Origin of the sequence: Paenibacillus sp. FSL F4-0100, assembly GCF_037993005.1 — a bacterium.
Lineage (GTDB): Bacteria > Bacillota > Bacilli > Paenibacillales > Paenibacillaceae > Paenibacillus_AQ.
Map to the genome: position 1 here is coordinate 4213698 of NZ_CP150303.1, position 21333 is coordinate 4235030.

The 21333-nt window shown below is 44.1% G+C and carries 23 protein-coding genes and 2 pseudogenes; 4 read left to right on the top strand and 21 right to left on the bottom strand.

Features of this window, described 5'->3' with window-relative positions; all coding sequences use genetic code 11:
- Positions 1–191: 191 nt before the first annotated feature.
- Positions 192–1559: an MFS transporter gene (locus MHH48_RS18895; protein WP_076321490.1), complete on the bottom strand. Its 1368-nt coding sequence runs from the start codon at positions 1557–1559 to the stop codon at positions 192–194.
- Between the two features lie 496 nt (positions 1560–2055).
- Positions 2056–2412 (bottom strand): iron-sulfur cluster assembly accessory protein, encoded by a 357-nt coding sequence (locus MHH48_RS18900; protein WP_076321491.1) that lies wholly within the window; start codon positions 2410–2412, stop codon positions 2056–2058.
- Between the two features lie 161 nt (positions 2413–2573).
- On the opposite strand from MHH48_RS18900, the gene MHH48_RS18905 reads away from it, so the two are divergent.
- On the top strand, positions 2574–3224 hold the full coding sequence (locus MHH48_RS18905; RefSeq protein WP_076321492.1) for a metalloregulator ArsR/SmtB family transcription factor: 651 nt from the start codon (positions 2574–2576) through the stop codon (positions 3222–3224).
- 147 nt (positions 3225–3371) lie between these two features.
- Here the strand turns inward: MHH48_RS18905 and rplD are convergent, their stop codons facing one another.
- The 6 genes from rplD to MHH48_RS18935 all read right to left on the bottom strand — a co-directional run bounded on the left by rplD (position 3372) and on the right by MHH48_RS18935 (position 7505).
- Entirely contained in the window at positions 3372–3995 is a 624-nt protein-coding gene (rplD, locus tag MHH48_RS18910; RefSeq protein WP_076321493.1) for a 50S ribosomal protein L4, read from the bottom strand.
- Between the two features lie 423 nt (positions 3996–4418).
- The gene (locus tag MHH48_RS18915) at positions 4419–4682 is read right to left on the bottom strand and encodes a CD3324 family protein (RefSeq protein ID WP_076321494.1); all 264 of its coding nucleotides are present in this window, start codon (positions 4680–4682) and stop codon (positions 4419–4421) included.
- A 164-nt stretch (positions 4683–4846) separates the two neighbouring features.
- Positions 4847–5887 carry a Cfr family 23S rRNA (adenine(2503)-C(8))-methyltransferase gene (locus MHH48_RS18920; protein ID WP_076321495.1) on the bottom strand — a complete coding sequence of 347 codons (1041 nt, stop codon included), beginning with the start codon at positions 5885–5887 and terminating at the stop codon, positions 4847–4849.
- A gap of 390 nt (positions 5888–6277) precedes the next feature.
- A complete protein-coding gene (locus MHH48_RS18925) occupies positions 6278–6622 on the bottom strand; it encodes a hypothetical protein (RefSeq protein WP_083659587.1) in 345 nt (114 codons plus the stop codon).
- A gap of 6 nt (positions 6623–6628) precedes the next feature.
- Positions 6629–7060, bottom strand: a complete 432-nt coding sequence (locus MHH48_RS18930; RefSeq protein WP_076321496.1) for a hypothetical protein — start codon at positions 7058–7060, stop codon at positions 6629–6631.
- A gap of 79 nt (positions 7061–7139) precedes the next feature.
- A complete protein-coding gene (locus MHH48_RS18935) occupies positions 7140–7505 on the bottom strand; it encodes a DUF2089 domain-containing protein (protein ID WP_076321497.1) in 366 nt (121 codons plus the stop codon).
- Between the two features lie 387 nt (positions 7506–7892).
- Here MHH48_RS18935 and MHH48_RS18940 point away from each other — a divergent pair, with 387 nt between their 5' ends.
- Genes MHH48_RS18940 through MHH48_RS18950 form a run of 3 tightly spaced genes read left to right on the top strand, consistent with a single transcriptional unit; the run spans position 7893 to position 11174 of the window.
- On the top strand, positions 7893–8567 hold the full coding sequence (locus MHH48_RS18940; protein ID WP_076321498.1) for a response regulator transcription factor: 675 nt from the start codon (positions 7893–7895) through the stop codon (positions 8565–8567).
- A complete protein-coding gene (locus MHH48_RS18945; protein ID WP_076321499.1) occupies positions 8552–9649 on the top strand; it encodes an ATP-binding protein in 1098 nt (365 codons plus the stop codon). The genes MHH48_RS18940 and MHH48_RS18945 overlap by 16 nt, the downstream gene beginning before the upstream one ends.
- 43 nt (positions 9650–9692) lie before the next feature.
- Complete coding sequence (locus tag MHH48_RS18950; protein WP_340386558.1) at positions 9693–11174, top strand: serine hydrolase domain-containing protein; 1482 nt, start codon at positions 9693–9695, stop codon at positions 11172–11174.
- Positions 11175–11308: 134 nt separating this feature from the next.
- Here the strand turns inward: MHH48_RS18950 and MHH48_RS18955 are convergent, their stop codons facing one another.
- The 13 genes and pseudogenes from MHH48_RS18955 to MHH48_RS19015 all read right to left on the bottom strand — a co-directional run bounded on the left by MHH48_RS18955 (position 11309) and on the right by MHH48_RS19015 (position 21290).
- Positions 11309–11803 carry a DUF4358 domain-containing protein gene (locus MHH48_RS18955; protein ID WP_076321501.1) on the bottom strand — a complete coding sequence of 165 codons (495 nt, stop codon included), beginning with the start codon at positions 11801–11803 and terminating at the stop codon, positions 11309–11311.
- A gap of 5 nt (positions 11804–11808) precedes the next feature.
- Entirely contained in the window at positions 11809–12948 is a 1140-nt protein-coding gene (locus tag MHH48_RS18960; protein WP_076321502.1) for a DHHW family protein, read from the bottom strand.
- Between the two features lie 12 nt (positions 12949–12960).
- Complete coding sequence (locus MHH48_RS18965; RefSeq protein ID WP_076321503.1) at positions 12961–14367, bottom strand: MBOAT family protein; 1407 nt, start codon at positions 14365–14367, stop codon at positions 12961–12963.
- A gap of 35 nt (positions 14368–14402) precedes the next feature.
- Positions 14403–15086: a GDSL-type esterase/lipase family protein gene (locus MHH48_RS18970; protein WP_076321504.1), complete on the bottom strand. Its 684-nt coding sequence runs from the start codon at positions 15084–15086 to the stop codon at positions 14403–14405.
- Between the two features lie 10 nt (positions 15087–15096).
- Positions 15097–15798: an N-acetylmuramoyl-L-alanine amidase gene (locus MHH48_RS18975; RefSeq protein ID WP_076321505.1), complete on the bottom strand. Its 702-nt coding sequence runs from the start codon at positions 15796–15798 to the stop codon at positions 15097–15099.
- A 181-nt stretch (positions 15799–15979) separates the two neighbouring features.
- A pseudogene (locus MHH48_RS18980) lies at positions 15980–16498 on the bottom strand (polysaccharide deacetylase family protein); the annotation flags it as partial.
- 58 nt (positions 16499–16556) lie between these two features.
- Positions 16557–18374 (bottom strand): HAMP domain-containing sensor histidine kinase, encoded by a 1818-nt coding sequence (locus tag MHH48_RS18985; protein ID WP_076321506.1) that lies wholly within the window; start codon positions 18372–18374, stop codon positions 16557–16559.
- Entirely contained in the window at positions 18371–19048 is a 678-nt protein-coding gene (locus MHH48_RS18990; RefSeq protein ID WP_076321507.1) for a response regulator transcription factor, read from the bottom strand. Before MHH48_RS18990 ends, MHH48_RS18985 begins: the two co-directional genes overlap by 4 nt.
- A 183-nt stretch (positions 19049–19231) precedes the next feature.
- Positions 19232–19579, bottom strand: a complete 348-nt coding sequence (locus MHH48_RS18995) for a GDSL-type esterase/lipase family protein (protein ID WP_256720438.1) — start codon at positions 19577–19579, stop codon at positions 19232–19234.
- Positions 19533–19724, bottom strand: a complete 192-nt coding sequence (locus tag MHH48_RS19000) for a hypothetical protein (RefSeq protein ID WP_256720439.1) — start codon at positions 19722–19724, stop codon at positions 19533–19535. Before MHH48_RS19000 ends, MHH48_RS18995 begins: the two co-directional genes overlap by 47 nt.
- Positions 19715–19852 (bottom strand): hypothetical protein, encoded by a 138-nt coding sequence (locus tag MHH48_RS19005; protein WP_256720440.1) that lies wholly within the window; start codon positions 19850–19852, stop codon positions 19715–19717. Before MHH48_RS19005 ends, MHH48_RS19000 begins: the two co-directional genes overlap by 10 nt.
- Before the next feature lie 323 nt (positions 19853–20175).
- Entirely contained in the window at positions 20176–20745 is a 570-nt protein-coding gene (locus MHH48_RS19010; protein ID WP_076321509.1) for a YdeI/OmpD-associated family protein, read from the bottom strand.
- A 79-nt stretch (positions 20746–20824) separates the two neighbouring features.
- Positions 20825–21290, bottom strand: a pseudogene (locus tag MHH48_RS19015) (VOC family protein).
- Positions 21291–21333: the final 43 nt, after the last annotated feature.

Below are 21333 nucleotides of genomic sequence, written 5' to 3' on the forward strand. Positions count from 1 at the left end.
TCCCCTGACGGAATACGCACTGATTCTCGCGTGATTATAAAAATCCGCTGCCCTTGCCAGCCTCTCTGGACTGAATTAAAGGTACCAGTATTCAATTACATTCTATTATTTTGGAAAAACCTACAGTTGTCAATGTTATAATTATCCAATGGTTAAAATCCTCTTAAGTAAATGTTCTTTTTGCAGGTTGTTCAATCTTTGATGCGGAAGGAAATCGTAAAACTCAAGAGCACAAAGATAAATTGGAGAGACAAAGCCAATAATATCCCCGTCAATATACCCAAATCCAGCGACTGACTAATCGCAATGAGGGCTCCGCCGATTCCAATACTCAAGCCAGGACTAAATGCATCTGTAAACTGAAGACTGGCGGATATTTCTCCCTCTTCCCCTGCTTTCGCGTGCTGCAGCGCAATGGCTCCGGTGGTTGGATGTGCCAGACCGATGCCAAACCCAGTGAAGAGCTGCGAAAGAACTGCAAATCCAATTCCCCCTGCGGGTAGGCCAACAGCCAGCAGTACTGATAAAACTCCAATGATCATAAATCCAATACCGATCATTACCCGTTTCTTTCGGCCCTTCCCGTGGTCTTTAATATCATACCTTGACTGCAGCCAAGCCGCCGTTGACCAGCTTAACGCACCCGCGGCCACAATCAGTCCCGCTAAATCTGCAGGAAGCTTTTTCACATCGGTCAAAGCCAAGACGACATAGCTTTCAGTCGCATTATAACAAGCAACGAAGAAACCTCTTGAAGCAATCGTAGCAGGCAAACCCGCTCTAGCTCTTAAGGTACCTTCTGGCAGCAATGTTCGCAAAGGCTTAATCAAGATCACCAATCCAGCTACCGAAAGCAATATACCATTCCAATTGGTTACCAGACTTAATCCCACCAGCAGCAAGCCCGTTCCAATCGTTAGCAGTAACGCATATCCTTCTTTTCGGCTGTTCTTTGGAGTGGAATCCCGTCTCACAGTAAATTTGCGAAAAGCGGGAAGCGTCAGCAGTACAGCCAAACCAATGAATGGAAGCAACATCCAAAAAACAAATCTCCAGGACACATGCTCCGCTATGGAACCGGCGATAAAAGGGCCGATTAACGCAGGCAGAATATATGCCCCGGAAAACAAAGCAAGTATTTTCGATCTCAGCTTATCGGGATAACCCAAAGTAATGCTGTAATACACGCACGTAATAATAGCCCCTGCACCAAATCCCTGAAACACTCTCCCTGCGAGTAACATCATCATGTTCACGGAAGCAGCCGCAATCACGATGCCTGTCACAAAAATAAAAATCGATATGCCAAACGACGCAAAAACGCCCATTCGGTTGATCCGCTGACCGATAATCATCGTTCCAAGGATTTGTGCCAAAAGAAAAGCGCTGAATATCCAGCCGAACAAATGCAGCCCGTCTAATTGTTGAGCCAGGGTCGGAGCAATCGTCACAAGTGCCAGTCCTTCAAACGCAACGGTCGTTACCGCAAGAATGATCCCTATAGTTAGTGCTCTATACTTGGCGTCGAAAACCCCGGCATTTTCGGAGGTCATTTCCATCCTTCAGTTCTCCTTATGTATAACTCCAAATTAGTCTTGAAAATAATTGTTAGCCCCAGCATTCGTATCTCCAATCCTCTGTTACAAGAATATTTGCAAAATTATCATTGTGAATTAGGTGAATTTAAGCTAAACTTTTTTCTCCTCGTTCACGTTAGCCTACAGAATCGGGGGCACAACTCGGAAATTCAATACGCTATTCTTTCTAAAGTTATTCCTTCCTCGTCACAACCGATTTGAAGGAGCTGCTTCTCCAAAATCCAGGCATCCGTATGTTCAATAAAGAAATGAATTCCCTCTATCGATTGAACCCATACGGGATCGATCGGTGTTGCATTGGCATTTAGACCCACTGTGAAAGCATCTGAACCTCACCTGCGTATTTAGCATAAATTCTTACGTGTTGTCCCTCTTCCAAGCCCCAATCATGCTTAAAAGAATAGATTGCTCTCTCAGATACTACCAGTGACTTCATTCATATTTATCCTTCCTGCTTCTAATCGCATTTTTTAACTTCGCCACGATAATTCGCCATTCTGAAACTGGCTCCGCATCCACAAGAAGCTTTTGCATTGGGATTATTCATGGTGAAGCCGCCTAACATCCCGCTTTCTTCATAGTCAATGACAAGACCTTCAATGAACTCAACGCTATTAGCATGTACCAAGATGCGAAACTCTCCTTGGTTCAGTATGATATCTCTATCTCCTTGCAATTCATCCACGGTAAGCGTGTAAGATAGTCCGCTGCAGCCCCCTTCTTCAATACCTACCCTGAGAAACGAGTTAGGAAGGTTTTCGTTTGCTATTATTTCGGCTACTTTTCTTGATGCTGTTTCAGTGATCTGAATCATTGCATATCCCTCCAAATGATGATGTATATATTGAATTCGGATACTTAGTAAACATTTCCCTTTACAAAGTATACCGTACATTTCGTTTTTGACTTTGTCAACATTTTTGTTTAAAATGTACTGGTTCGCGTAGATTGAATGGTTTAATTGGAGGTATGCAAATGAGTCGAATTCAAAGTAAAAAAGATGCCTCCACAAGGACACGGAGAGCAATCATCGATCAGCTAAAAGAGCATGGTAGAATGGACGTTTTGGCACTCTCCTCCCACTTTTCTCTTTCAGGAATGGCGATTCGTCAACATTTGAGTGCGCTAATCGAAGAAGGATTGGTTACATACGAAGAAGAACCTCGCCCCATGGGCCGACCAACCAAACTATGGAGACTGACACCGGCAGCGGATCGTTTTTTTCCTAGCGGTTATTCGGAGTTATCACGTAGTCTAATCCATTCAATGAAAGAGGCATTCGGGAACGAAGGAATGGATAAACTGCTGACTGTCCGGAATAAGAGCATGCAAGAACAATATATGAAGTACATTGGGGATACACCGGATGTAATGGAAAGGCTGGAAAAACTAGCGGAGATTCGAACAAGTGAGGGCTATATGGCTGAAATCAAAGAAGAAGACGATAAGAGTCTTTTGTTTATTGAGAAGCATTGTCCGATTTGTGAAGCGGCCGCTGCATGTACTGGTTTATGTAAGAACGAATTGCAATTATTTCAACATGTTCTTGGACATGATGTCACTGTCGAACGGATCGAATACATTCTATCAGGTGGAAGAAGCTGCATTTACAGGGTTCATAAATGAAGAATCCCCTCCAAGTGAACTTAATGTGCTTTTATACACAGTCTACTTAAAGGGGATCTTATCCATTTGAAGATCGTTGTTCTGCGACTCTAAAATTTCATATGGGCCTTGTACTTTTCTTCATCACCCCATTTCCAATTGTGCTTTTTAGTTATAGACTTCTGTAACTATATTTATAGCATCCTTAGCTATAATGAGCGTGTCACAATTAAGAATATCATATACATTCAGCGAGTTGGCTTCAGTGGTCTGCACATCTGGAATGTTATTTGCACTTTTATACACGATGTGATCCACCTCAGGTGTTACAATTAGCACTTTCTTATTGGCATGAAGAGCTTTAAGCATCGCGACGATAGCTTTTGTCCTGTAGCTTTCAAGCTTAATATGGTCAACTACAATGAGTTCATCATCTTGCACTTTGGCGGATAAAGCTGATTTGATCGCAAGACGTTTAACCTTTTTATTGAGACGATATCCATAGTCACGAGGTTTGGGACCGAACGCAATACCTCCGTGACGCCAGTGCGGCATACGAATGGAACCCGCTCGAGATCTATTAATTTTATTTTGTTTATAGGGTTTTCTACCTCCCCCTCTAACTTCGCCACGAGTTAAAGTCGAGTGTGTCCCGCTACGCTTGTTCGCAAGATGGTTAACAACAGCTTCATGCAGAACCGATTCGTTGGGGATAATACCGAAGATGGATTCTTCAAGTTCCATTTCACCCGTAATGTTACCTTCCATATTATAAATAGAAACGTTTAACAAACTTAGCTACCTCCTGATTATCATCGTAAAAAAGTGGATTTCATTATAGGAACGGACAGCTCAAAAGTAAGCAGAAATCATGATAATCAGTAGTTTATTGGATTTTGAATATCAACATTTTCTTTCTACTCACTTATATTACAATCGAAGTATCTACGATAACATCCATCACTTCGACCCCCTCTTGGTGCAAATTTAAATGGTTAATACCCAATGTGTCCCTTACATCTACACGATAACAGATAGAAAATACATGATCTATATACAAAACGATGCTGTAGTATTTTATATTTGTTAACTCAGAACTAATGCTAATTAACATGTAGTGTGTACTCAGAGTGCAGATTTCTTCTTTTCATTATAAAAATCCCTTCAAGAGTAACAGTGCTCGTGTTTAGCACTCTTGAAGGGAAAAGTAGGCATCTATTTCTGATATATTATTTTTCTGATAGCATAGGTTGATAAAAAGAATGATTCTGCGAGTTCCTCGACTGAGGCGCCAGCTAAATATGCATTCAGAATATCATTATTTCTTTTGTTAATCTCTTTTCGTGCGCCGGACAGCTCTCCCCAGACTTTATGTTCATTTTTTTTAGCGGGTATATAGAGGTATTCTCCTTGTATATAATCCTGCAGTTTTTCAACTAGTTCCTCCGGCAAGACGACAGTAGCATTAATATATCTCACGAACGACTCACTCCTTGAAATTATAGTTCAAGTAGCAAAGCCAGTTTAAATTTTGTTGGCTACTCCATGCAAATGCTGAAAACCGGCTCTGCATGGAGAATCACATGTGTTATCGATGTATTTTTATGGGACATTGTATTCCCCCTGGTCAGTTGATCGAGTTATTAAATTTTCCCGTTTGATCCATATAGTTGGCCGCATGCTGCGTTAATGTCTGATCCAAATTGGGTCCTGACGGTGACGTTAATCCCCTTTGACTTCAAGATTTTAAGGAACATATTGATGCTGTTCTGATCCGACTCTACAAAACTTTGTGATGTGGCATCAGTAGAATTGTAAGGGATTAGATTGACATGATATAAATGTTCCCATGACCCTCTGCCACGCAACAAATCTGCAACAGCTTCAGCATGTTTAGTTGAATCGTTGATACCCCTCAGCAGGATATAAGCAATGTAGACCTTTCGCTTCGTTTGTTGAATATGCTTATCCAACACGGTCATAACTTCCTCCAATGGAAAATGATTGTTAATTGGCATTAACTCACTTCGTTGATCATTAAACGGTGAATGTAGGGAGAAGGTTAAATTAATCTGTGGAAATTCCTTCGTCAACTTTTTTACTCCAGGTAATATACCTATTGTGGAAACCGTAATTCTTCGATGTCCTAAACCGAAATGTTTAGGATCCGTCAGCACATGCAATGCATCAAATACATATGGGTTTGCAAGTGCCTCTCCCATCCCCATAAAGGACACACTGTCCAAGGGATAGTTATTCAAAGTAAAGTAAAGAAGTTGATCCGTTATTTCATCCGTTGTGAGATTCCTTTTCAAACCAAGTGTTCCCGTAGCACAAAATGTACAACCAAATCCGCAACCACACTGCGAAGAGATACAATAGGATTCCCATCCAGTTTTATAACTTAACCTTACGGACTCAATGAATTCATCGCCAGGGATGGCAAACAGAATTTTACTAACTTGATTGGATTTCTGCTCCATTTTTGGTGTGATCCTTAACACATTGTTTCCAAGCTCTTTGATTAGTTCATTTCTTAATGGCTTAGGCAAGTTGTTCATTGCTTCAAAAGTTCCAATCCTGTTCCTGAAGATTGCCTCTGTTATTTGCGCATATCTATAATTAGGTTGCTTTAGAGCCGATAAGATCTTACGAATTTTCTCATACTTCGATAAATGCTTCATATCTATCTCCCTTTAAACGGAGAAAACGCAAAAAAGCACCAGCTCACCGGTGCTTTTTTGCGTACATTAACCTAACTATACCTATACAGAAATAAGAGACTACCTATAAATAAGTCACGAACTGTATATATGCATAGAAGGATAAAGTTCCGGTATCTGATTTGTTATTTTGTGAACCTGATCAAACATCGCCTTAAATGACAGGTTCACATTTACATCTACAATTTCAGAAGCAGTCATCACTTTATCCCTCCCATTCAATTCATCATTGTAATCACATGAAAAACTTAACACAATATATAACTTACGGTCAAGGAGTGTCATTTACGTTATATCTCTGCCTTCTTTGGTTCTGGCAATATGTAGAGACGCAATAAATGAAAGCTTCGCCTACAATTTAATCAACACTTCCGTGCCGTCCTGAGTCTGGACATCGACCAGAACCGTCCCTTTGCAACCTTGCAACTCCTTGATGAGCTGCCTGATCGCTTGCTTCGTGCTTTCGTTTTCGAGAATCGACTGCACCAGTTCAATCCCAAACCGGCTGCAGTCCGAATCGAAATCATCCTTCCGGCTCAAGTGCTCACCCGCGTGTCCGTCGTGCTTGCTCAGCCAATCCTTCATTTTGCGCTGGACTAAATTGGAAGTCAGGATACCGCTCCCTATACGCAATACGGCATATGGGACTGGAATCGTAAAAGCGTGCTCCTTGCTCTTAACCTTCACAATTATCATAACCCATCACTCAATCACTACAGTGACGGTATCCTTATCACCGGAGCGGATGTCAACGATTTGCCCGTCAAGCTCATTCTCGATTGCATCGATCAGCAGATCAATATCGATATCCTTCACATATTTCGCGGCCTGCGGAATATTGGACGCAATGCTGTGCCCCGCTCCGAGAACAGCCTTTACCAGTTTAATCGGCAAATTGATGTTGACATTATCGTTCTCTTGGGAGGTTACCCGTATTTTCAACGTTTTGTCTAAATAACCGCCGGATGAAGGTGAGAATTTCTTCGAATAGTCGGGTTTCCCCAGCACCTGCACGGCATGTGATGGATGAGCCGTTTGCTTCTCCTTTAGCGCGTCGATCAACTCCGAAGCCTTGTCAGAATCAATTTTGCCTTCCTGCATCATGGACAGCACTTTACTGATTTCTTCTTTCATCGTTTCTTCCTCCTAAAAGTTTTTTGTGAACGATGCTTCCTGAATCGGCTTCGTAAAAACTCGCTTCGGAAGCATAGGCTCATTCATCCTTCAACATTTTGACCGCTTCATCCGCGGTGATATCGCCATTCTCCAGCATGGAAATGACTTTCTTCTCATCAACTTCCGGCTTCTTCCGCGTATCATATCCGAGGGCTGTAATGATATCATTGAGCTTGCCCCGTACCGTCGGGTAAGATATGCCCAGCTCTTTCTCCACTTCCTTTATATTGCCTCTGTTTACTAGAAAGGTGATCACAAAATGGAGTTGTTCGGGCGAGAGTAGAGCCAGCTTTGATAATTCAAACGTATTCTCAATCGTCGTTCGGCAATGTCCGCATTCCAGCTTAACGGCGTGCAGTTGGTGGTCACATACAGGACACTGTGTGATGATGGGATATTTCATGCTCTACTCCTTTCTTTTTTTTGAATTATAAATCAATATATTCAATTTGTAAATGCACATAAAATTAATTTAATTAATTCCGTTATTAATTTTATTCATTACAAGAGCTGGAATCCCAAAAAAATTAAAATCCTTTATTAAAAAAGAAAGCCTCAACGGATCCATCGGGATGGAGCCCAGTTTCAACCCGGTTCATCCCTATCGACTCGATGGTGACTCTTTTCCCAAACCTCCATCACTTAAGTGGAACTATTCCTTTAACAAAAAAGCTGCGAGTTCGCGACTCCTAAAGCTACATGTTCTTATCCTCCGATAAAAAACGGATTGGTCTGCTGAATCATCTTTGATATGCTGATATCAAACATTGGATACGGGAGATGAACATGAGTGTATAAAATACTGATCGTGGACGATGAAGCGGATCTTCGAAAGCTGCTGACCGATTACTTTGAAATCAACGGGTATTTCGTCATGACGGCCAAGGACAGCCGGGAGGCCCTGCGTAAAGTGGAACAAGGACCCGATCTCGTTTTGCTGGATATCAACATGCCTGGGCAGAACGGTCTTGAAGTATGCGAAATCATCAGAGATTTTGTCTCGTGCCCAATCTTATTTTTAACCGCTCGAGTCGAAGATGCCGATAAAGTAGCCGGCTTTCGAGCAGGGGGCGATGACTATATCCTGAAACCCTTTAGTATTCGCGAGCTCGGCGCCAGGGTCGAAGCGCATTTGCGCAGGGAACAGCGAATTCAAACGAAAACCTCGGTGCGGTTTAACAATGATTTGATCCTTAACTATACGTCCCGGGAACTCTATTTTCAGGATACACGCATTCCTATGGCTAAAAAAGAGTTCGAGATTATCGAATTGCTGTCCTTGAACCCCGGCACGGTGTTCGAGAAGGAGCGCATTCACGAAAAAATCTGGGGTCTTGACGATGAAGGCGATAGCAGCGTTATCGCCGAGCATATTCGGCGAATTCGCGCCAAATTAAAGGAATACAGCTGCGACGATCGAATCGAGACGGTTTGGGGCGTAGGATACAAATGGTCGAGATCATGAATAGGCTACTGCTAAAACGACTTACCTTGCTGCAATCGTTTATCCTGTTATGCGTTCTCACGATCTTGGCCGTACTGGCCATCATCACTCTGGAGTTCGCCTGGGCAGAGAACCTGAGGCAGCGTTTTGGTGAGACCGATTGGATTCTGCCCTGCCTCGTCGCGGCGGTGCTGCTCACCGTGGCAGCCGGAATTGTCACCATGGCTATACTATTTTACAGATGGAAACTAAAACGTCCGCTGGAGATATTGAAGCAAGCATCCGAGAATATTTCGGCCAACGATCTAGACTTCAGCATATCCTATGACAGCCGGGACGAGATGGGCGAGCTGATCACCATTTTTGAAAACATGCGCTCAGAATTGGAAAAAAATATTAGGACAATCTGGCGATCGGTTGAGGAGCGCAAGCAGCTCAATGCGATTTTCGCCCATGATCTGAGGACGCCCCTATCTGTGCTGAAAGGGTACGCGGAGTTTCTCGCCACCTATTACCCCGAAAAGAAATTGTCAGAAGAAAAGGTGCTGGACCTGATCCATACCATGAACCTTCACATCGTTCGTCTGGAAAACTATGCGGAGGCCATGAACTCGATTCAGAAGCTGGAGGACGTCCCGGTGCATCGCCAACCGATGGATATGATCCCGTTGACGGTTTTGCTGAACGACAGTGCCGAACAAATTGCTAGGCAGCTCGGCAAAAGCTTCGTCTCTTCCATCGAAAACGCAAATACCATAATAAACGTGGATGCCCATGTCGTCATGCAGGTTTTCGAGAATCTGGTAGTCAATGCGGCGCGACACGCAACCAGTCAGGTGAACGCTTGTTATGTCATCCAGGATGACTCAATCCATATTACCGTCACGGACGACGGACCCGGTTTCTCGGACGATGCCCTGGACAAGGCTGCGCTTCCTTTTTACCGCGGGGAGGTGTGGGATGCAACCGAACATCGTGGGCTAGGACTTTATGTTTGCAAGGTGCTTTGCGAAATACATGATGGGAGCCTGCAGGTCGAAAATAGACCTCACGGCGGTGGGTGCGTGACGGCACGTTTTGGAATGGAGTTGATAAATAGTTGATAATTATCCGTTAGCATTTCCTTATCACGATTGAAGGAGTGCTATGATGCCGAGAACAAAACAAAGAATGCTTATCGCAATTACCTGCTTGCTTCTGTTATGGACCGTGTTGGCGAAGTCCGTATCCACGTTGGAAGTCCGAGACCGTACCGAAATTTTGGGGGACATTGACGAATACATGATCCGGAGCATGAAGGCCAATCACATCGGAGGTGCGTCTGTAGCGATATCCCATAACGACGAGGTCTTCTATACAAAAGGCTACGGTACATTTGCTGATGGCCAAAGCATAACGGGCGATACGCCCTTTCCCATTGCTTCGCTAAGCAAGTCCATTACCGCTTTAGCCGTGCTGCAGCTGGTAGATAAAGGTCGGATTGATCTGGATGAGGCTTACGTTTCCTATTTTCCCGAACTTTCGCCTCGGGATTCCCGAGTCCGTGACATTACGGTCCGACATTTATTGAATCAGACCAGCGGCCTTAATGACAGAACAAATCCCGATATGACGAGGACTCCGCAGTTCCACTCACTGATTGAGGCAAACCCGTTATTAAACGAGGTTGAGCTCGCACATGAACCTGGAACAACCTACAGCTACCATAATCCCAACTACATGCTGTTGGCGAACCTCGTGGAAAGCATAAGCGGAGAGCGTTTTTCGGATTACCTGGATCGTCATATTTTTAAACCTCTGGGTATGAACCATACCTTCAGTGTCAGCACTACGCAGCAAATCAATGGGAATGAAGCTATCCCACCGGGTCATTACTCGATTCTAGGTCGTTCCTTGAGTCGCTCGGAGCCGCTGTGGTTCATTGACGGTCCCGCAGGCATCGTTTCAACCGCGGAAGACATGTCCAAGTGGATGATTGCCCAGTATAGCGGCAACCTTCTTCCCCCGGCGCTGATGAATCAATTTCATTCAGCCGGAGACATTGCGCCGTATGGCATGGGTTGGCTCGCAGATCAAGATGAATCAGGCGGTCGAACGATATCCCACAGCGGCATTTTCTGGACGTACAAGTCGGAAGAAACGATTTATTTGGACGAGCAGATGGGGATTTCAGTGATGTTTAATTCGGGATTGAACGCTTTTGTGAATTACTCGGCGTTTATCGATGGAATCGCGGATATTATGAGGGGAGAGCAGCCCGAAATCTCTTTTTTTAACGACCGAAACATGGAGACCATCATGATTGTGCTGATCCTCGCGACGCTTATATGGGGAGCGTATGGCTATGTTCGTATCCGTCGGAGGAAGAAACGGCTAAGGACCATTCGTTTGATTCTGATCATGGTCGGAAAGCTAATTCCTATCTTAATTCTGTTGTCCCTCTCCCCACTAGTAACGTTTATCGGCGGAGGACGCGTACTGCCTTGGTTCGGCCTCTGGACTACCCTGTCGTCACCCATCATATGGCTTGTTGTATGGTCACTTGTCAGTCTTGTGCATTTGGCTTCTTATATAGCATCTATGTTCAACCACACAAAGAGTGGCCAATTGAAGGCTGACAATCGATAAAGCGACATCTGAGCCAACAACAGGTTCCATCTCCCCGCTCCTCGTCTTGGGTTTCGCCGGCCTTTCCACACGCTGGTTCCAAATCCATAGCGTCGCTTGTGATACGGGGTCTACTGCTCAAGTTAGGCTTTCTGTTAAAATGCGCTGTCAAACGTACGCTCCATTGAATCAGCCTCTGTAGAAACCGCGAAAAAGACAAATGGCCCCTTCGTCTTTAACACATGATGATCGACCAGAAAGTATTCATCTGGTCGATAATCCTTGAATTTCATTTTCTGTGCTTCGATTCGTTGCTCAATATTCTCTTTGACGCTTTCTGCCTGACGCTCATCCTTTAGCTTGATGACGGCCAATTCATCAGCTTTTACATTCGATGTAGACGTATAAAGAATAAAATCATCCACGCTGTCTGTATCCATCTTATACAATTTCTGCAGCTTATTCAGATCCTGCTTTTTCATTTCTTTTAGGCTCACTGCCTGTTCGATACTTTTTCCGATTTCGGTAGCCGACAGTTGTTCTGAAGTCTTGTCATCCTTGCCTGCGCATCCGGACAAAACGCCAATCACGACGACGAATGCAAGCATAACCGAGTAAAAACTTCTTTTTTCTGTACATTGTTTTTTCATTTTGATCACTCCGTTAAATTTGTTATGGATGGGTCCTCGAAAAACGTATTCGCATTATAAAGCAATAGCATGTCCTGGATCCCCTGTTCGTTCGCAAGCGACGCTAAATCCTCCTCATAATACCGAAGGTCTACCACATGTATTTCGCTATAATGCTTTAATAAGAAAGGAATCAGGCTGTTAGCATACGAATCTTTAACCACCAGCAGCTTTCTACCGCTCGGATTAGCCGTTTTAATACGGATTCGTGCATGATTACCGTTAAGAAACACCGCATATTTATCCTTCCTCTGCAGCTGCTCCATCGCATACAATGAATCCGTGGTCTTCTCTTCATCGACATACGTTACGGTATATTTCTCTTGATCCTTTGGCAAATAAAGCTGCAAGCGATCGGGCTGTATATGTCTGAAACCGCTTTTTGAATAAAGTGAGCCGTAAAATTCATCGGTTACTTGCTGGATGTTAAACTCTGCCTCTTTCTGTGGTGTCAGCCCCATTTGTCTGCAAAGTTCCAGGTAAGCTATATAAGCGCCTTTCGTCGTCCAATGATGATCGGTTTTATAAAAAACATGTTGCTCCCGTTCGGCATATAAAGCGGAGAACACATCGACAAAAGGAATATTGGAATGCAGGAAGCGCCGGACCTTTTCCAGGTACGCTTCTTCATCGCCGACCATGGCATATTTCGGGAGCTTGTCTTTATACAGAGCCGCTGCCGTTGGCACCAGCATCACATATTTGTTCAACCCGGGCGTGGCATGGTCAAACGCATGAATGGCATCAACCTTCCCCTTCCAATCCTCTTCTGCAGGGGGAATAAAATTCTGAATCAGATACCCGTCTTTGCCGATGTAAATTCCGTTGTTCTCCTTTTTCCCCATCATGCGGTCCGTATCGGTTTTTGTCCCGATCCAAAAGTCTCTAAAAACAAATTGGTCGGACACATATTTTTCGAAATCAAGAGTGAAATCACCAGACACCAATGCTTTCAGTGAGAAATGCGGCAGCTGCTCCAGCATCCGATTCTCAGATTCCGATAATGTACGATCCGCCGCCGCAAGATTAAGACCTGCGATTATGCTTATAAACAGGAGCAGCAATAAAGCCAGCAATTTAATTTTGAAATTTTTGTAATATCCCATGGCTGTCCCCTTTTAAAATCGAAAATATAAAAACGGATTGTAGGTTGCATTGACCAAATAAGCCGTCGACAGAACCATGAATAGTAAATAGATAACCGGTACGGCAATTATGCCGGCAATTCTCCATTTTTCCTTTATGAAGGATAACATCTTTCCCGGAAGCGGAGTCGCACAGAATGCCAATACGACTAGTAATACAACATTCGTAGACAAATCATAGAGCGCCTGCTGATCCACAAAAACATGCCCGCCGAAACCGAACATCGCGCCAATGAAACGCCAAGCGGAAGAGAGTGTCTCCATTTCGAACAAAACCCAGCCGATGATGACGACCAGAAGCGTATAGACATGGCCGACAAAAGCAGATCTGCGTTCCAACCATTGCAGAAGCAATAGTTTCTCGATGATCACAAAGAATCCGAAATACAAGCCCCACACGATAAAGTTCCAGCTGGCGCCATGCCATAATCCGGTTAAAAACCATACAATCAGTAAATTCCGGAGCTGCTTCTTAAACCCTGATCGATTACCGCCAAGCGGTATATAAACGTACTCCCGAAACCAGCTCCCAAGCGATATATGCCATCTGCGCCAAAATTCGGTTACACTTTTAGAGATGTAGGGATAACGGAAATTTTCCATGAAATCAAATCCGAACATTTTCCCCAGTCCCCGTGCCATATCAGAATAACCGCTGAAGTCAAAATAGATTTGCAGTGTAAATGCGGTAATGCCCAGCCAGGCGGAGAGTACGCTCATTTCCTCGATCGGCGTCGCTTTAACACTCGCCCACAATAATCCGATATTGTTGGCCAACAGCACTTTTTTGGCAAGTCCCCTGATGAACAGTTCCGCCCCTTCGCCAAAACGGTCCAGCGACACCTTACGGGAAACAAGCTGTTCCGCAATATCGCCGTATTTGACGATGGGACCCGCTACAAGCTGCGGGAACATGGTCACATATGCCCCAAAAGAGATGAAATTTCTCTGCACCGATACTTTATCCAAGTAAACGTCAACGACATAAGACATCGTTTGAAAGGTATAGAAAGATATGCCCACAGGCAGCGGCAGATCAGCTGCTTGGATATTCATATGAAACAACTGATTGATGTTGTCCACGACAAAATCCGCATATTTGAAAAAACCGAGAATCCCCAGACTGCCGACCATCGAGCCGATAAAAATCGATCTGGCAATCAGCTTCCGATGTCTATATTTATCGATCAGCAGCCCGTTGATATAATCGAAGACCGTGGAGAAGATCATAATAAAAATGTATAAAGGCTCTCCCCATGCATAAAAGATCAGGCTGACAACAAGGAGGACAGCATTTCGAAATTTCATCGGAGATACGTAATAGATCAGAATGGTGACCGGCAGAAAGAGAAACAGGAATATTAGGCTGCTAAAGACCAATACTCACACCCCCATGTTGATTGATCCATTGCATGCTATTCCACTTGATCTTTTAGCAGATCCAGCATTCTAGTGTAAAACTCCGGTTTGAAATGAATGCCGTCCGAGTCGTACAGATCATTTGAGCCGTTTGAAAATATTGGGAACAAGTCAACATATCCGATGTTCTCTTTCTCCGCCAACTCTTTTAAGCCTTGGTTATAATCATTGATATTTTTGTATCTTGGTTCCAGTTCTTCCGCTTTCGCCGTCACCGGAGTTACTGATAAAAGGGTTACTTTCGCTTGTGGAAGTTTTTCCTTGATCGTACCGATCAGCTTCGCATAGTTTTTCATGGAATAGGCTTTGGGGTTATCCGCTGGCCATAAAATGTCATCCGAACCCAAGAGGATAAAGATTCGTTCCGGGTCCCGCTTGATCAACTCATCCATATCTTGAAGTGCAAACTCCGCTGTTTTACCTGCGCCTGCCAGAACATTCCCCTCTTTCAGCACATCATGGAAAGATAAACCCTCCGTAATGGAATCCCCAAAAAATATGCTGTTCTGGAAGAGTGTTTGATACGCGGTTTCTACTGAGCCTTTTGATACCGTTGCCTGTCCTTGGTTTTGAGTGGTCGGTTGCTGCGGACTTAAGCTTGTGGATTCGTTTCCGCATGCTGCTAAAGCAAGTGTAATACTCCCAATTAGTAGGGTTGTAACTATTTTTTTCATGTTCATGTTCCTCTCTTTAATTTAAATTTAGAGCTTCTTTAATTCCGTCTAGGATGGAGCTTGCCATCCGGTATTGGAAATCTTCCGACAGCATTTCATTCTCTTCTTGCGGATTCGTTAAATAACCCATTTCGATTAGAGCCGCCGGCATGTTCGAATCCTTCAAGACGAAGAAATCCTCTTTTTTTACTCCCCGGTCCCGAAATCCGCTGGTTTGGACGATATGCTTTTGCAAAATTTCCGCCAAGAACAGGGAATCTTCATGGTAATAGTAGGTTTCAGTACCAGAAACGCTAGCGTCTTCGTACGTATTCCCGTGAATGGATATAAACAAATCCGCGCCCAGTTGATTGCCGATTTCCGGCCGTTCCCGGTCAATCGAAGATATAAAGCGATCTTCTGATCGAGTGAGAACCACCTCAATTTGCGGCTCCTGTTTCGCCAGTTCTTCTACCTTAAGTGCTACCTGCAGCGTAAAATCCTTCTCAAAATTTCCACTGGCTCCCGTTGCACCGTTATCCTTACCGCCATGTCCTGAATCAATCACGACCTTATAAGGGGTTTCTGGCTGGTGTTCTAGCATTCTTATCTTATCCGAGCGGACATCCATGCCGGTTTTACGGTCGCTTGCTGTCCCTTCCCCGGAAACAAGTTGATACAGCAGAACGATCACCAGCACAGACAAAAGGGTGTTTATAATCGAGCTGCCTTTTTTCATACGTTCTCTCCTCCTCCTGAAAAAAGTGTAATCTTCAGAGATAAAGATAAGGTGCAGATAATATCAAACTTCCATAGAGTATTAGGCTTAGGTTGCGGCAAACAAAAGGAAGCTGTTCCTGACAGGTCCATAAGAGACCTTCAAGAACAGCTCCCTGTTCCAAAGGATGCTATTGCTGCGTCTACAAGCGATGATCCTTTTGAAAATTCAAGTGAAAATGCTCGTTATCGTCGTAAACACCAAATTGGTAGACTTCTTCTTCATAGAATTCGATGATCTCCGGAAGAACCTGCAGCGTTTGCGGCTTTTCGTGCATCAATACGACTTCCAAATCGACTTTTGTTGCTTGTTTGATATTCTCGACAATTTGATCCGGGTGATCCTTCAGTTGCCAATCATTCGATTCAATGGTCCAATCCCAAATCTTGATTCCTTCTTGGGCAATTTGGTCGCGCAGCATCTTATCGTCCAGTCCAGGCGCTGAACCGTATGGCGGACGTACCAAATTCGGTTGTTTACCTGTAATTTCATGGATGAACGCCAAGTTGTCTTTCATCTCAGATACGAATTGCCTCTCTTCATACAGTCTATTGTATTGATGAGTCATGCTGTGCCCGCCAATATAGTGTCCCTCGTCTGCTGCACGCTTCACGACACTTTGCAGATCCTTGCGCTGCAGGTTGCTTCCTTGCATAAGAAAAACGTCTATCGACGTACTTTCTCAGTAGACATAAATTAAAAAAGCGCAGAACCGGGTTCTACGCTTTCTTATTCAAATGAAAATAGAATAGGACTCCATTGGGAGTGTTGGTTACACCATATGGGACACCATGCATTTCCAGAATCTTTTTGGAGATGGAAAGGCCAAGCCCGGTCCCTCCAGTCGACCGTTTTCGGGAAGGCTCGCCGCGATAAAACCGGTCCCAGATCTTCTCCAACTGTTCGTCCGGAATGCGGGTTCCTTTATTTTCGATGCAAATTTTAACGGTGTCCTGTTCTTCCGTGGCTGTTACGAGTATGGACTGCTGCTCCGGCGTATAACGAATTGCGTTGGTGAGGAAGTTGACGATGACCTGCTCAATCCGAAGCTCGTTCCCCACAACTTCAATAGGTTCAAGCGAAGTATGCAGATGCAATTGCTTGCCCGCAATGTCCACAGCCATTTTTGCGCATGTCCGCTCGATGACGGTGTCGATATAAAAGGAATCCTTGTTCATTTTATACGTTCCCGATTCATATTTTGCCAATTCTAGCATGTCCACGATCAGCAGATCCATTCTCTTGACTTCGTCTTCCATCGCCTTGAAGTAATAATCCCTTTTATGGCTTGCCACCCCGTCCTTCAAAATCGCAAGACAGCTTTGTATGACGCTTAACGGCGTTTTCAACTCATGAGATACGCCGGATATAAATTCTTTTCTCGTATTCTCCAGCTGCTTCTCTTTCTCGATGTCCTGCTCAAGCTGGAGAATATGGGAGTGCAGCCGCTCGGAGAGCTCATTAATGTTGCGCGACAAGTCCCCGATTTCATCCTTTGTTGTGATCGGGATTTTCTCGGAGAAATCGAGGTCTGCCATTTGCCGGGTGGTGCGGTTGATGCGCAACAGCGGCCTGGCGATCTGGCGGGAATAATAGAACGATGCCAGCATCACGAGGAGAAGCGTCGCGATAATGATGTAAGCATAATAATTTTGGATCATTCCCGCGGCTTCGTTGACCGGCTGAAGCGACGTCATCGCGAACAAGTATGCCGGATTACCGTCACCATCTTGAATGCGGTCCACGAAAATTTTATAGTCCACGCGGTATTCCTCGACATCCATAATCCGATTCGAATTCACGGCAGGATCATAGTCGCCGTACAGCAGATCCGCTTGGAAAGCTTTGATACGGTCCAGAAACAAGTGATTCGTATAACGAGAAACTTCTGCGCCTTTCGGTATCCGGACTTTCGCAATGGTTCCTTTGACCAGAAATCCGGGATATTTTTCACGATATTGGATTACGTTCGTTCGATTGAGGACCTCGCCCTCTTTGTTCACCATCTGCCGATTTTCCAGCTGGTTTTCCTCTCTCAGATTGTATGCGTGCATCGCCATCCGCTGGATCACCGGCTGATTGTTCATGATCAAGCCTTCGATCGCAATCGGTTCCCCTTCTTTGATCCAAGGAGTGAGGAACGGATTATTGCTGCTGAAGTCCTCTACGTTGATAAAACTGTATAGAGGTACGTTCAACGTTTTATTGGAGAACATGGCATCATCCGAATGTTCCAGCTTGATTTCCATGATGTAATCTTCGGTATATTTCAGATTCCCCCGGGCGTCCAGCGTCGCGATCCATGTGTTGTTCTTTTGATAGAAGTCTTGCTCGAGCTTGACCATCTCTTGGGCGTTCGCGGCACGATTCAAGTCAATTTGTTCATAAGCCTGCAGCGCCTTGTTAACGCTCTTCACTTTCTGGTGAACATAATACTGTTTGAAAAATACGGTTTGCCCTATAAAAATCACGGCAAGAATGAACAAGCATAATCCCGTCGTTAATAGGAACAGCTTAAGAACAATGCCTTTTTTCATAACTTCTCCTCGAATTTATAACCTGATCGAACAATCGTGGCAATATGCTTGGCATGCTCCCCTAGCTTGGAACGCAAATTGCGGATATGACTGTTGACAGTCCGATCGTCGCCGACAAAATCATACCCCCAGATTTTTGTAATCAGCTGTTCTCTGGTGATAATAATTCCTTTGTTTTTCATCAGATAAGCCAAAATTTCAAATTCCGTATGCGTCAAACTGCAGTTTATCCCATCCACCGTAACCGTTCGGGATGGAAAGTGGATGGAAATACCGTTGCTGGACAATGCATCGTCTTCCTGGTCCCGGGTCTGTCTGCTCTCCAAAAGCCGCTTCGCCCGGGCCAGCAGGATTGCAGGGCTGTACGGTTTGGTTACGTAGTCGTCGGCTCCCAGTTCAAACCCCATCAAGGTATCATCCTCATCCGAACGGGCCGTCAGCATGATAATTGGAACGTTTGATACTTTTCGGATGCGTTTGCATACGGACCATCCGTCCAACTCAGGGAGCATGATATCCAGAATGATCAGATCCAGCTCATGTTCCTGGAATAGCGCCAGAGCTTTTTTTCCATCGTCCGCTTCAAGCACTTCATAACCTTCTTCAAGCAAATAATCTTTTATGATTTCTCGTAAAATCTGCTCATCTTCTACAATCATTATTGTTTTAGACATGTGACAACCTCTCAAGTTTTAATGAGCTTAACATTAGCCCCTTAGACTGACCAGTATGTGCATCATTTGGATATTAGCACTTTTTGACATGCTAGACAAACGTTGTTATCAAGACAGAACTCTAATCTATCTCGGGACCAAAACCGTAAGTCTGGCGGCACTCACTCCTAACCTGCCACTTCCCTACTTTACGAATTCCATCAGGTAATCCAGAAACAGCGGATAGAAATCCGGCTTGAAGTGAACGCCGTTGTCCGCGTAACGGATTTTGTTGGCGGCAAAGAGGGTTGACAAGTCCACGTAATCGACTTTCATTTCATCGGCCAACTGATCAAGTGCTTGGTTGTAGTCCGTAATGTTCGCAGGCTCTTGCTTCACGGCTTTCTCGTCGACTGGCGGGATCGACAGGATGTGAATTTCTGTCTTGGACAGCTTGTTCCGAATGCTGCTGATCAGCTGCCGATAGTTCTCGATGAATGTCTGCTTATCCGACAAGGCAAAATGCGTTCGTGAAATGAGAGCCGTCTTCATCGTATTGAATCTTGTGCTGCCGGAAAATGGGGGCAAAATCAATATAATCTACTCCCTTCCCCTTCGCCATCTGCTGCAGGGCGTTTGCTCCAGGAAGCAGGTCCTCGTTCGTCAGTCCTCCAATAATCGAGTCGCCTACGAACAAGCTGCTACAGGCTCCTGCGTCGTAGCGAGCTGAGACTGCTCCGTGTCGTCAGCCGCACTGCAGGCGACGAGGGTCGATAGTATCACTGTTGACAAAAAAATGCTTACCCATCGTTGTATCATTTTCATACACAATAACTCCTTCTTACTTGCAAGATATCCATATCATAAGATAGCGAAATCAATTTCAGGTGCAGAAAAGATCAATTCGTCTTCAATTTATACAACAATCGCTCTGATACTGAATTTAAATGGAATGAATTTGAATTGCTCAGTTTAGAAGCAGCAATGGACGATGAGATATGGAAATCAGAAATAACGGCGTGGTGGGAGGAATTTTTTGATTTCATAATGTCGAATACAATAGAGTTCCAATGACAAAATAGGTAAGGCACACAACCTTAGTCCGGTTGAGTACCGAACTAAGGTTGTGTGCCTTCAACCCAGAAATATCAATAGTCTAGTAGACGGCCATTATCGTTCCATTGACCGTACATTTTATTCTCTCTCGTGTTGTTTATGAACTTGTCTAATCTGCTCTTAAATAATTCTGGCTGATTCTTATTGCTTTGTATCGTGTCGATCCGAACTCTTTTATAAAGATCTGGAAATGCCATGAAATTCTCATATACTTGCTTTTCCTCTTTTAGTCTTTGCTCAATAACTCCATCGAGTCTGAAAGAATCGTGATCCATCTCAGGAAGAACCATTCTGCCTTCGTCTCTCATGAACCCCAGCTTTTCAAGTCGGCGGACGCGTTCTTTATTTAATTCAGTCCATGAACTTTTCTTACTTCTAGGTGATAGTCTCTGAGCCAGCTCTCTTTCAGAAATTTTCTTCTTGACGCTATCAATCCATCCAAAGCATAATGCTTCCTCAACGACGTCTAAATATAACAATTTATCAGGGGTTGGCGTCATACTAACCAAGACCCAGCAAGACTCCTCAGTCTTGCCATGGTTCTGCAGCCAAATCCTTAAATCCTCTCTTGATGTTACTGGAATTACATGTTCAATTTCCATAGCTAAAACCCATCCTCCTCCTTTCTAATGAGAATATCAAAACATGGCCCTTTCATTGGAAGGCCATGTTTTGAATGAGTTACTGTTTGTTTGAACTGACTTTATCAAGGAAACGATCTGCGTCACTATTAAATTTCCAGGCAACTCCGAACTGATCAACCAGCATTCCAAAACACGAAGACCAAGGAGTATTAGATAACGGCATCACAACATGGCCACCAACAGATAATTGATTAAAGTATTCTTCCAAAGTTTGTTTATCGTCCATGACTAGACTAATAAGTACGTTGTTTCCTTTCACCAGCTCACCTGTCACCGCCTTCATGGAAGGCAAAATATCCGACATCATCATTTTCCCGCCTGCAAATTCTATCGAAGACTCCATGATCATATCGAGTTCATTTTCTGGCAACGGATAGTTTGGATCCTGAGGAAAATCCCTAAATTTCACTTTTTTTACCTCGTTCGCATTTAGAGCCTCCGAATAAAAATTCAATTGCTCTTTCTGCGATTCCATCAAAGTTTAAATATACAATTGCTGACATAAAGTTGTACCTCCTTCTTTTGATAAATGAAGTATAATTTATT

Bases quoted from the DNA above. Each gene is read 5' to 3' on its own strand.
- MHH48_RS18960 (WP_076321502.1), bottom strand. From the start codon at position 12,948: ATGGGATATTACAAAAATTTCAAAATTAAATTGCTGGCTTTATTGCTG.
- MHH48_RS19005 (WP_256720440.1), bottom strand. From the start codon at position 19,852: ATGAAAATGATACAACGATGGGTAAGCATTTTTTTGTCAACAGTGATA.
- MHH48_RS18930 (WP_076321496.1), bottom strand. From the start codon at position 7,060: ATGAAAGAAGAAATCAGTAAAGTGCTGTCCATGATGCAGGAAGGCAAA.
- MHH48_RS18985 (WP_076321506.1), bottom strand. From the start codon at position 18,374: ATGAAAAAAGGCATTGTTCTTAAGCTGTTCCTATTAACGACGGGATTA.
- MHH48_RS18970 (WP_076321504.1), bottom strand. From the start codon at position 15,086: ATGAACATGAAAAAAATAGTTACAACCCTACTAATTGGGAGTATTACA.
- MHH48_RS18895 (WP_076321490.1), bottom strand. From the start codon at position 1,559: ATGGAAATGACCTCCGAAAATGCCGGGGTTTTCGACGCCAAGTATAGA.
- MHH48_RS18975 (WP_076321505.1), bottom strand. From the start codon at position 15,798: ATGAAAAAAGGCAGCTCGATTATAAACACCCTTTTGTCTGTGCTGGTG.
- MHH48_RS18935 (WP_076321497.1), bottom strand. From the start codon at position 7,505: ATGAAATATCCCATCATCACACAGTGTCCTGTATGTGACCACCAACTG.
- MHH48_RS19010 (WP_076321509.1), bottom strand. From the start codon at position 20,745: ATGGAAATTGAACATGTAATTCCAGTAACATCAAGAGAGGATTTAAGG.
- MHH48_RS18990 (WP_076321507.1), bottom strand. From the start codon at position 19,048: ATGTCTAAAACAATAATGATTGTAGAAGATGAGCAGATTTTACGAGAA.
- MHH48_RS18905 (WP_076321492.1), top strand. From the start codon at position 2,574: ATGAGTCGAATTCAAAGTAAAAAAGATGCCTCCACAAGGACACGGAGA.
- MHH48_RS18995 (WP_256720438.1), bottom strand. From the start codon at position 19,579: ATGAAGACGGCTCTCATTTCACGAACGCATTTTGCCTTGTCGGATAAG.
- MHH48_RS18925 (WP_083659587.1), bottom strand. From the start codon at position 6,622: ATGATAATTGTGAAGGTTAAGAGCAAGGAGCACGCTTTTACGATTCCA.
- MHH48_RS18920 (WP_076321495.1), bottom strand. From the start codon at position 5,887: ATGAAGCATTTATCGAAGTATGAGAAAATTCGTAAGATCTTATCGGCT.
- MHH48_RS18900 (WP_076321491.1), bottom strand. From the start codon at position 2,412: ATGATTCAGATCACTGAAACAGCATCAAGAAAAGTAGCCGAAATAATA.
- MHH48_RS18955 (WP_076321501.1), bottom strand. From the start codon at position 11,803: ATGAAAAAACAATGTACAGAAAAAAGAAGTTTTTACTCGGTTATGCTT.
- MHH48_RS18950 (WP_340386558.1), top strand. From the start codon at position 9,693: ATGATGCCGAGAACAAAACAAAGAATGCTTATCGCAATTACCTGCTTG.
- MHH48_RS18945 (WP_076321499.1), top strand. From the start codon at position 8,552: ATGGTCGAGATCATGAATAGGCTACTGCTAAAACGACTTACCTTGCTG.